At 36.8% G+C, this 9,985-nt stretch carries 8 protein-coding genes; all 8 read right to left on the bottom strand.

Going from position 1 to position 9,985, the window contains the following annotated elements:
- Nucleotides 1-450 precede the first annotated feature (450 nt).
- Nucleotides 451-1,818 (bottom strand): oligosaccharide repeat unit polymerase, encoded by a 1,368-nt coding sequence (locus tag ACEWK1_RS21060; RefSeq protein WP_212135699.1) that lies wholly within the window; start codon nt 1,816-1,818, stop codon nt 451-453.
- Between the two features lie 229 nt (nt 1,819-2,047).
- Nucleotides 2,048-3,103, bottom strand: a complete 1,056-nt coding sequence (wecB, locus tag ACEWK1_RS21055; RefSeq protein WP_416636631.1) for a non-hydrolyzing UDP-N-acetylglucosamine 2-epimerase — start codon at nt 3,101-3,103, stop codon at nt 2,048-2,050.
- 4 nt (nt 3,104-3,107) lie between these two features.
- Nucleotides 3,108-4,697 (bottom strand): asparagine synthase-related protein, encoded by a 1,590-nt coding sequence (locus ACEWK1_RS21050; RefSeq protein WP_416636630.1) that lies wholly within the window; start codon nt 4,695-4,697, stop codon nt 3,108-3,110.
- A 9-nt stretch (nt 4,698-4,706) separates the two neighbouring features.
- Nucleotides 4,707-6,137, bottom strand: coding sequence for a lipopolysaccharide biosynthesis protein (locus ACEWK1_RS21045; protein ID WP_416636629.1), 1,431 nt, complete (start codon nt 6,135-6,137; stop codon nt 4,707-4,709).
- A 1-nt stretch (nt 6,138) separates the two neighbouring features.
- Nucleotides 6,139-6,870: an acyltransferase gene (locus ACEWK1_RS21040; protein ID WP_121663653.1), complete on the bottom strand. Its 732-nt coding sequence runs from the start codon at nt 6,868-6,870 to the stop codon at nt 6,139-6,141.
- A gap of 20 nt (nt 6,871-6,890) precedes the next feature.
- Entirely contained in the window at nt 6,891-8,207 is a 1,317-nt protein-coding gene (locus tag ACEWK1_RS21035) for a nucleotide sugar dehydrogenase (RefSeq protein ID WP_416636628.1), read from the bottom strand.
- 12 nt (nt 8,208-8,219) lie between these two features.
- Nucleotides 8,220-9,233, bottom strand: a complete 1,014-nt coding sequence (locus ACEWK1_RS21030) for a Gfo/Idh/MocA family protein (protein WP_416636627.1) — start codon at nt 9,231-9,233, stop codon at nt 8,220-8,222.
- The gene (locus ACEWK1_RS21025; protein WP_416636626.1) at nt 9,226-9,963 is read right to left on the bottom strand and encodes a hypothetical protein; all 738 of its coding nucleotides are present in this window, start codon (nt 9,961-9,963) and stop codon (nt 9,226-9,228) included. The genes ACEWK1_RS21030 and ACEWK1_RS21025 overlap by 8 nt, the downstream gene beginning before the upstream one ends.
- Nucleotides 9,964-9,985 lie beyond the last annotated feature (22 nt).

The raw sequence follows: 9,985 nt of genomic DNA, 5'->3' as shown, positions 1-9,985 counted from the left end.
ATGACTTGCTATTTTGTGTCTCAATAGTACGAGTATCGGGACATAATTGTGGATGACTTGCTATTTTGTGTCTCGATTGTACGGGAATCGGGACATATATGTGGGTAACAAGCTATTATGTGTCTCGATACTACCAGTATCGGGACATAATTATCGATATCAAACCATTTTTTGTCTCGATACTACCAGTATCGAGACATAATTATCGATAACAAGCTATTTTTTGTCTCAATAGTTCCAGTATCGGGACATAATTGTGGATGACAAACTATATTATGTCTCAATAGCACCAGTATCGGGACATATATATGAATGACAAGCTAAATCATGTCTCAATTATGAGAGAATCGGTTAAAAAAGGACGACTCATCCCCCCACAATTCCCTTGTCCCCCCTAACATTAAAAACCCCATTCACCAAGTGAATAGGGCCACCCAAACAAAACCTCTATTACTCCTTCACCGACGTCCATTTCCCCGTCCTCTGACTAATAAACTCTAACAGCCTCAAGAAAATGAAAGGCGCAACCAAGACAATTAATATCGCAACCCATAACGTATTAAGAAGGAAATCTGTAAATCCACCTATTACCACCCTTGGTATGTTTACCGTGAAATACACAAACAAGGCAATGTACAATGGATTTTTTTGCAAACGAAGAAACGCAATATAAATCAATTGAATAAACACGCCAACATAAACGGTACCAAGTATTAATCCAATATATCCAAAGTTCGCAAAAGCTTCACCTGCGAATAAAGTGTTTAACACCCCTGCTGTTCCCTCTTCAACACGTTGTGGGAAGTAAACCTCCATCGCTAAACGAGCTGAACGTATTTGTTCAATATCGTAAAGGCCGATGATTGAAGATGGCAAGCTTTGTCCCATTAACAGCGGCATTTTATCAGAGAATAGCTCTAAATGCATGTAGTATCCAGCAATTTGCGTAAGAATTAAGCGACCGACCGGACCACGATTATAATCTAAAAATGCACTTGGATCGGACACACCTTGAATGACTACATATAAAACAATAATTCCACCGATGGCTATTGTCCCAAGAGCAATCACACGTGACCACGTAAGCTTAATCACTTGAAGGTAAAGCAGTAATAAAATAAACATTAATAGATAAAAGAAAATTGGTGCTTTTGACAAATCATAAATTTGAATAAACACTGAGCATGAAAATGTAATAAGAAAAAGTGCAATCCATTTCATTTTCATTGTTTTATAGCTATAAATAAACGTAATCATTGATAAAATCGGCGTTAGACCAATTGCAAAAATATTACGAATTAGTGTGTTTCCCTGAAAGCCTCGGGCAGCTTCAATACGAAGCTCTGCCAAATTGCTGCTTCCTAACAACAATTCAACAATTGGAATAGCCTCTAAATAATAGATTGTGTAGGCAATTGATAAAAGAGAAAGTCCTGTTAATCCTAAGTACACTAGATACGTTAATTTGTCTTGCTGAATGACTATAGGACTTTTCAAATAAGTATCAAATTCCTTTTCCGCTCGAAAACCAATCAAGTTTGACACAAAATACATCGACAATGGCAGCATCACCATGACAAAACAAATCGTATAAAAGCCAATCATACGATAACGATCGTCTGATAAGAGATTAATCATATAATGCTTATCAATGTCCAAGGCGATGAGTAAACTACCAATAAAGGAAGAAATAAATAATGAATAATAGAAGACAAGAGAAAGTAAATTTGGTTTTAATATGGACATCGTTCCTGCGGACTTTTTAAACAAATAAAAAGATAGAACAGCTACAATGAGCCAAATCGTGATATATAGCACTTGATTAGACCTCCAGCTTTGATGTTCTAAAATTGAAGCTTCTTTCGCCAATATTGTTGAAGGGACTAGATAACTAGAATCAACAACAATACCTGCGAAAATAGCCTAACTGAGTTTTTCAGAATTCGGGTAATAACAGGCACCACCCCCTCCCCCATTCAACAAAAATCGGGAAGTGCCAGGCACCATCTCATCAAAAAAAGGGGCAACCATTAAGCGCCCCTCTTTCTTATTTGTCGCTTATCATTTTAACAATTTTTTCGGAGGTGTTTCCATCCCCAAATATTGGTGGGTAGTCAGAGTGACATGGTGCTTGAACTGCTTCTAAGATTTTATTTGTGTCTGCTCCAACTAGGATGTTTGCATCTTGATGTAATGTTTCAACCCACTCAGTTTCATCACGAAGCGTCACACATGGAGTCTTCACAAAGTAAGCCTCTTTTTGTACACCGCCAGAGTCTGTTAAGATCTTTTTCGCATTTTTTTCTAAAGAAAGCATGTCCAGGTATCCGATTGGCTCAATAACCTTTAATCCTGGAATAGCGTCAAGATCAATAACAGATGATTTCAGCTTGTTCTTTGTTCTTGGGTGAATTGGCCACACCTTTGTTCCTTCAACCTTGCTAAATGCATCAAGAATATTGTTCATACGCTCAGGATCTTCTGTGTTTTCAGCACGATGAACTGTAATTAAGTAGAATTCTTTTTCTGTTAAGCCCAAGTCGTTCATTAACGTTGATTTGTCGGCAATGTCTTGATTATACATAACCGCATCATACATTACGTCTCCAACGTTAAAAACATTTTTTGTAATGTTCTCTTTTTCAAGGTTTTGGACAGCTGTATCTGTTGGACAAAATAGAAATTCTGACACGTGATCTGTTAAAATACGGTTAACTTCTTCAGGCATTTTTTTGTTAAAGCTACGTAAGCCAGCTTCGATATGAACAATTGGGATATGTAGCTTTGATGCAGCAAGTGCTCCTGCTAATGTTGAGTTTGTGTCACCGTACACTAACACATAATCAGGTTCTTCTTTTAGGATAATTTCTTCAATGCTTGTTAGCATATTCGCCGTTTGAACACCGTGAGAACCTGATCCTACGTTTAAATGATAATCAGGCTTTGGAATGTTCAATTCCTCAAAAAAGATATCAGACATATTGGCATCATAATGCTGACCAGTATGAATAATGATTTCTGTATGTTGCTTTCTAATTTCACGGGAAACAGGACCTGCTTTAATAAACTGTGGTCTTGCCCCAAGTATCGTTACAATCTTCATATTATCAACCCTTTAAATTATTAATATAATTTTTCACTAGAATCGAATTGATGTTATAGGGAGTATGATATTTGCTTCCCTTTACTTTAAATGATAGTGAATTAAGATATTGAACATAGTTACCCGTAATTCCGTACCATTCCATCGGATCTTTATGATAACGGCTGTACAACTCTTTTTTATTATAAACCTTCTTTAACAGAGGATAGAGTGCCCCATATTTGTTTTTATAAGAAGTCGTTTTTCCAACCGGATTTCTCGGCTTATCAAAATAATCCGGATACATTTGATGCAAGGTATAATCATATAAGTATTTCTTAAAACGTTGATCAACCGGAACCTTTAGGAAAAATTCTACGAGCAAGTCATCCCAAAGTGGAATTTCCCAACCTTGATTATAGAATTCGTACACTCTTAATGAGTTAATAATAAATTTCCCTTGTCGTTCCTTCCAATCCCAATACTCAAACAATGCACTTGCTTCTTCACGATTCTCAAAAGGTAGCCCCTGAAGTTGTTCAGCAATAGACGCATGTACAGCCCTCGTGACCTGATCATCATTCGTCATCCATAAGCGATGGTGCTTTTTCATGATTTCCTGAACAATTTCGTCTACTGTGTATGAACGATCAATCATTAACTCATACGGAATATGACTTCCTGCGATAAAATCTCCTGAATGACCAGGCATAAACACATATTCATGGTCTTTTGCTTCTAACTTTTGTAGAAGACTTTTCACTGCCGGCCAATCTTGAATATGGGCGATTGATGATAAATTCGTTCCGAAATCTTGATAATTTCTCCACTCATCTGAATGATACCATTGAAACCAATCGCTTTTTGTATATGGAAAAACAGACCAATCTAAGCCAAGACGGTTCGCAATTTCCTTACTCCGTACCGCTTCCTTACTTGTTGGAACACCATATGTAAAGGTTGTGATGTTTTTTACATCATATTCCTTTAACAACAGAGCAATAATACGAGAATCATATCCCCCACTTAAAGGGATAATCACTTTTTTATCTTTTATACGCTTAACCATTTGATCAAACGTTTGATGAAAAAGTTTGGCCAACTCATCTGCCGCTTCTGAAACATCCATTTCTCTTGGAGAATGATAGTATCGGAAGTACGTTTCTTGGGTGAGAGTTTTTCCTTTAAAAATAAGAAATTGACCAGCCTCAACTTGGTACAATCCGTGATAAAGAGTACGATTGCCCGCAGCATACCCTGTTAAAAGAAATTCAGAAACCGATAAATCATGAAGCTCAGTATCAACATCACTTGGTGAAACCTGATCTTTAATGATTAGTCGGTCATTTTTTTGTTGATAAAACAGAGGAATTGTTCTTTTACGATCAACCGCAGCAATTGTTTTTTCAGTATCATGATAAACAAGCGCAAATTCACCTTTGATTTTCTCAAAAAACTCACGATGAAAGGATAGTTGAATGAGTTCATCAAGAGTATTACTCGTAAAAAGCTTATCTTGATAGTAAAAGTATCCCCTAAAATATAATTCTTTATTGTCTATTTTTAACTGTGACCAGCTATTTGAAAGAGTCAGGCTCACATTATTGATTTCCAAGTCAATCACCTAATTTGCTGTTTCGTGGATTGTTTTTTTTCTTAACTCTTTATCAACACGAGTGATAAGCAGGGTAACAAGATATACTCCCCAAGCTAAAACGATGTATAGTGGAGATAATCCATTTTCCTGTACATAAACAATCCCGATCGTGCCGATAAGCATGATAAGAAAAATTAAAGACATTTTCCAGTATGAAACTGGTACATAGTATATTTTTTGACTTTTGATAAAAATATAGATAACCGCTATGATATTTGACACTAAGAAAGCAACAACGACTCCCCATATTGTATACTTTGGAATCAACAGAAGATTTAATACAATATTCAAAACAGCTGCTGCCATAAATGCATAAGAAATAATTTTTGTTTTCTTTTGAAAGAAAATTCCTACTGAAATAATTAAATAGTAGAAGTTTAAAAATGTTGCGGCCGCAAGCAGTGCTACATATTGATAAGCAGATTCATACCCATCTCCTAGCAATAAAATAACATAAGGCATAATGGTTGCCACAACGAGTACCCCGACTGTTCCCATAATTAAAATAATCAGATACACTTTCGAAAAAAGCTCTTTACTATCAGGCTTGTCCTTTAATGACATTGAATAAGGTCTCCACGCCATTTGTATCCCACTTGTGACAAGTGTAATCAGTGCTGCAAATTTCGTCGCAACCCCATATATACCAACATCTTCAGCTGTTTTCATAAACGCTAAAAAGAACGAGCTTGAGTTTAAAATCACCCAAAATGCAATAGATGCTGGCACTAGTGGTAATCCGTATTTTAATAAATCCTTGAATACCTCTTTATCAATCTTAAAATTGATCGCTTTAGCTAAAGGTCGAGCCAATAAAAGGACAATCAGAACTCCACTAATAATGCGCGCATAAATAATTCCTTCAACAGATTCGATGACCAGTTCAAGGAAAAGATAGGAGCCAATTGCTACCAATAGCATTTTCAAAACAGTGAGAATAACAACCTTTAGTGTTTTAAACTCATATCTTAACACCGTTAATACAAGTGCTGATAATGTATCTAATAATAAAATTGCTATGCTCAAATACAACAAATAAAGTCCATTATCTGACTTTAGTAAGGTGTCTGCAAAAAACGGACCTACTAGGACAACAACAAGAAAAAGAAATAAAACCATAGCTAATCGTATATTTAATACATTTTGTACATATACTTTTCGCTTGTTTTCATCCTTCGTATCAAAATAATAAAAAGCTAACGCAGAATCTGTTCCTAATATAACTAAAAACAGCAGCATCGAAGTCCAGCGGTCAATAATATCAACTGGTGCATATTCTGCGGTAGTTAAAAAATGTGTGTAAACCGGCATCATAATGAATGCAATCATTTTCGTACCAACATTCATTAACGCATAAAGGAGGGAATCCCCTCCTAAGCCTTTTAATTTCTGTAACACCTTATAACAGCTCCCGTTCCTCAACCATTCGTACAGGTTTAGCTGGGAACCCTTTTACTACTGTTTTTTGTTCCGTATCTTTTGTAACCAAAGCCCCTGCCGCAACAAATGTTTCTTCTTCCACAACAACACCTGGTAAAAGGATTGAAGCGCCTCCTACACGTGCAGCGCGTTTTACTACTGCACCTTTAATTTTATCGAAGCGTTCTTCCGTACGTCCCATAAAGTTATCGTTTGTTGTTGTCACACATGGTGCAATAAAGACGAAATCTTCAAGCGTTGTGTATGCTGTGATGTAAGCATTTGATTGAATTTTTACTCTGCGACCGATTTTCACATAGTTTTCAACCGTTACGCCTCTTCCAACAATACACTCAGGTCCGATTTCTACGTTTTCACGTACACTTGCTAAGTCCGCAACAAGTGTTGAAGAACCGATTGTTGAGCCGGCATAAAGCACTGCATTCGTACCAATTGTTACATCATCTCCTAATTGAAGAGGTGCAACAGCTCCTGAAAGCTTCACAGTTGATGTTTTCCCCGGTGAAGGCTGTTTTCCTAATACAGCTCCATCTGCAATACGAACATTATCACCAATCACTGTGCCATCATAAATCGTTACATGGTTACCGATTGTTACGTTTTCACCGATCTTTACATTTTCGCCGATCACATTAAAGTGACCGAGTGTAACTGAATCGTTCACAACTACTGTTGAATGGATACTATTCATACGATCCGCTCCCGTCTTTATTACAGTTTGATATATCTCTCTGGCTTTCTCTCAACATCTTTTAATGCATTACGAGTATCAAATACAACACGGCTGCTGTTTGCAATCATTTCATAATCAAATGTTGTATGATCTGTTGCAACTAATACTAAGTCAGCTGAAGATAATAGATCTTCTGTTAAAGCAACTGTTTCAATTTGCTTATCAATTAAACGGAATGCTGGTACAAATGGATCAACCACTGTATAATCCGCACCCTCTTTATCTAATATCGTTAAAATATCTAAAACTGGTGATTCACGAACATCATCAATATCTTTCTTGTAAGCCACACCTAAAACCGCAACTTTTGCTCCACGAAGTGCTTTACCATCATGGTTTAAAATGCGCATCATACGATCTACAACTAATTCAGGCATTGAGTTGTTAATTTCACCAGCAAGCTCGATTAAACGAGTGTGGTAGTTGTATTCACGTGCTTTCCATGTTAAGTAGAATGGATCGATTGGAATACAGTGACCACCAAGACCAGGGCCTGGATAGAACGCCATAAAGCCGTATGGTTTTGTTTTTGCAGCATCAATCATTTCCCAAACGTCGATTCCCATTTTTTCACAAAGAATCGCCATTTCGTTTGCTAATGCAATGTTGATATGACGGAATGTGTTTTCAAAAATTTTCTCCATTTCCGCTACAGCTGGGCTTGATACTTCAAACACGTCTCCTTCAAGAACAGCGCGGTATAATGCAGACGCAACTTTTGTACAATTTTCTGTTACACCACCAACAACTTTTGGTGTGTTTTTCGTTTTGAATTGCTTGTTACCTGGGTCAACACGTTCTGGAGAGTAAGCAACGAATACTGTGTCTCCACACACTAAGCCTTTTTCTTCTAATGCCGGTACAACGATTTCTTCTGTTGTTCCAGGGTATGTTGTTGATTCTAAAACAACTAACATGCCTTCACGTGCATACTTGGCAATTTCTTTCGAAGAGCTCTCTACATAAGAAGTGTCAGGCTGTTGGTGATGATCAAGTGGTGTTGGTACACAAATCGCCACAGCATCTACTTCTGTAATACGGTTATAATCTGTTGTTGCTTCAAGCATACCAGACTTAATGATTTCTTCTAGATCTTCGTTTACAACGTCACCAATATAGTTTTGAGCGTTATTTACTTGATCAACACGGCTTTGTTGTACATCAAAACCGATCACTTTAAAGCCAGCTTTTGCTTTTTCAACCGCTAACGGTAAACCTACATATCCTAAACCAACAACTCCGACAACTGCTTGTTTATTTTCAATTTTTGCTAAAATCGAATCTAAATGAGACATTATTTTCACTCCTTATTGTAAAAAGACTTTCTTGCCTGTTTCAGCTGATTCTAAAAACGCTTCAATAAGCTTTACAGGTGCTAGTCCGTCTTTACCAGTTACCACTGGCTCTGTATTTGTTTCAACTGCACGAACCATATCCTCGATAATCCACTGATGACCAGGTTTGCCAAATGGATCTTCTTTAATAGTTTCGATTAGTTTGTTCTTTTCTTCTTCGTTTATATCACTTACATTTAATGTTTCGAAATAAATCGCGTTCGGTCCGCCTACTTTTACTGTACCCGCTTCACCGAAAATCGATAGAGATTCTTCAAGATTTTTTGGATAAATCGTTGTTGCTGCTTCAATCACACCTAAAGCACCACTTTCAAATTCAACAACACCAACAGCTACATCTTCAGTTTCAATGTTACGAAGACGAGTTGCGGCCATTGCTTGAACCGATTTAACTGGCCCCATGAACCATATTAAAAGATCTAAATTATGTATCGCTTGATTCATTAACACACCACCGTCAAACTCCTTCGTTCCTCTCCAAGTAGCTTGGTCATAGTACTCTTGACCGCGATTCCAACGAACCGTTGCATTCGCATGGCTCAGCTTACCAAACATGCCCTTTGATTTAATATCTTGCAGAGCACGAATTGCTGGACGAAAACGATTTGGATGAACAACAGAAAGCTTGATATTCGCTTCCTCTGCAATTGAGATAATTTTCTCAGAATCACTGCTCGTTAACGCCATTGGCTTTTCCATAACAATGTGTTTGCCTTTAGCCGCAATGATTTCAGCTAGCTTATAATGAAGACCCGATGGCACACAAATATTCACAACATCAATATCTGTTTGTTGCTCCAGCATATCATTTAAGTCTGTATACACCTTACATAAATCCTTATATTCCTCAAGGCGCTGCTCATTTGTATCACAGATTGCCACTAGATTTGCACCTTCAGCATTTTTAATCGCATCAATATGTTTTTGAGCAATAAACCCTGCTCCTACGATCGCAAAATTAATCATTTAATGCCCTCCTAGCTTCACGAATGTATCTCCAAAGCAATAAAACAACTAACATTAGAAAAAAGCTCAGTGCAAAAGAAACAACTGCATTTTGAACTAAGTAATTGTCTGATTGAGTGATGCTTTCGCTAATAAGTTTCGGTTCCTTAAATAAGGCTAAGTCGGTTATCATTCTATTTACTGAGGTTTCATATTCATAAATTATTTCTTCCTTTGTAGCAACTGCAGCTAAAAGGTCTGTATCTGGAACTGCGTCTTCTTTAACAGCCTCAATGGCCTCGTAGTACCTATCAATAAGCTTTTCATTTTCTTCAAGACTGTTTTCGTATACATCCACTGTATCCTGTGTTCGATTAAATCTTATATTATAAGCTTCTAGTAAATCCTCTGTATAAGATGTGATCAGCGAACTTAGTTCTTTATGTACGTCATCTTTGTTATCATCTACCACTTTAATTTGAACTTGTTTACTTTTAATCACAGAAAACTCTGCATCAACGTCTTTACTATCATCAATATAATTAGCTTCCATTAATTTAGGGTCTGTTAAAAAATCATCTGGTACATCACCAGTATAAAAAATCGCCTTCCCAACATACTCCCGACTACTAAACATTGAAAATGCTGACACAATGAGGCAAATGACTAATGGAATACCGATAAGTAGCCACTTTTTTCTCCAAAAAAACACTAGATTTTTATAAAACAGATATTCTTTTTTTTCGGACATTATATTTACCCTTTCTTTTCAA

Origin of the sequence: Metabacillus sp. YM-086, assembly GCF_048059995.1 — a bacterium.
Taxonomy (GTDB): Bacteria; Bacillota; Bacilli; order Bacillales; family Bacillaceae; genus Metabacillus; species Metabacillus litoralis_B.
Note: the sequence above shows the minus strand (reverse complement) of the source record. Positions and strands in the feature narration are given on the sequence as shown.

Excerpts from the sequence above, each read along its gene's own strand:
- wecB (WP_416636631.1), bottom strand. The coding sequence starts at position 3,103 with ATGAAGATTGTAACGATACTTGGGGCAAGACCACAGTTTATTAAAGCA.
- ACEWK1_RS21040 (WP_121663653.1), bottom strand. The coding sequence starts at position 6,870 with ATGAATAGTATCCATTCAACAGTAGTTGTGAACGATTCAGTTACACTC.
- ACEWK1_RS21035 (WP_416636628.1), bottom strand. The coding sequence starts at position 8,207 with ATGTCTCATTTAGATTCGATTTTAGCAAAAATTGAAAATAAACAAGCA.
- ACEWK1_RS21030 (WP_416636627.1), bottom strand. The coding sequence starts at position 9,233 with ATGATTAATTTTGCGATCGTAGGAGCAGGGTTTATTGCTCAAAAACAT.
- ACEWK1_RS21025 (WP_416636626.1), bottom strand. The coding sequence starts at position 9,963 with ATGTCCGAAAAAAAAGAATATCTGTTTTATAAAAATCTAGTGTTTTTT.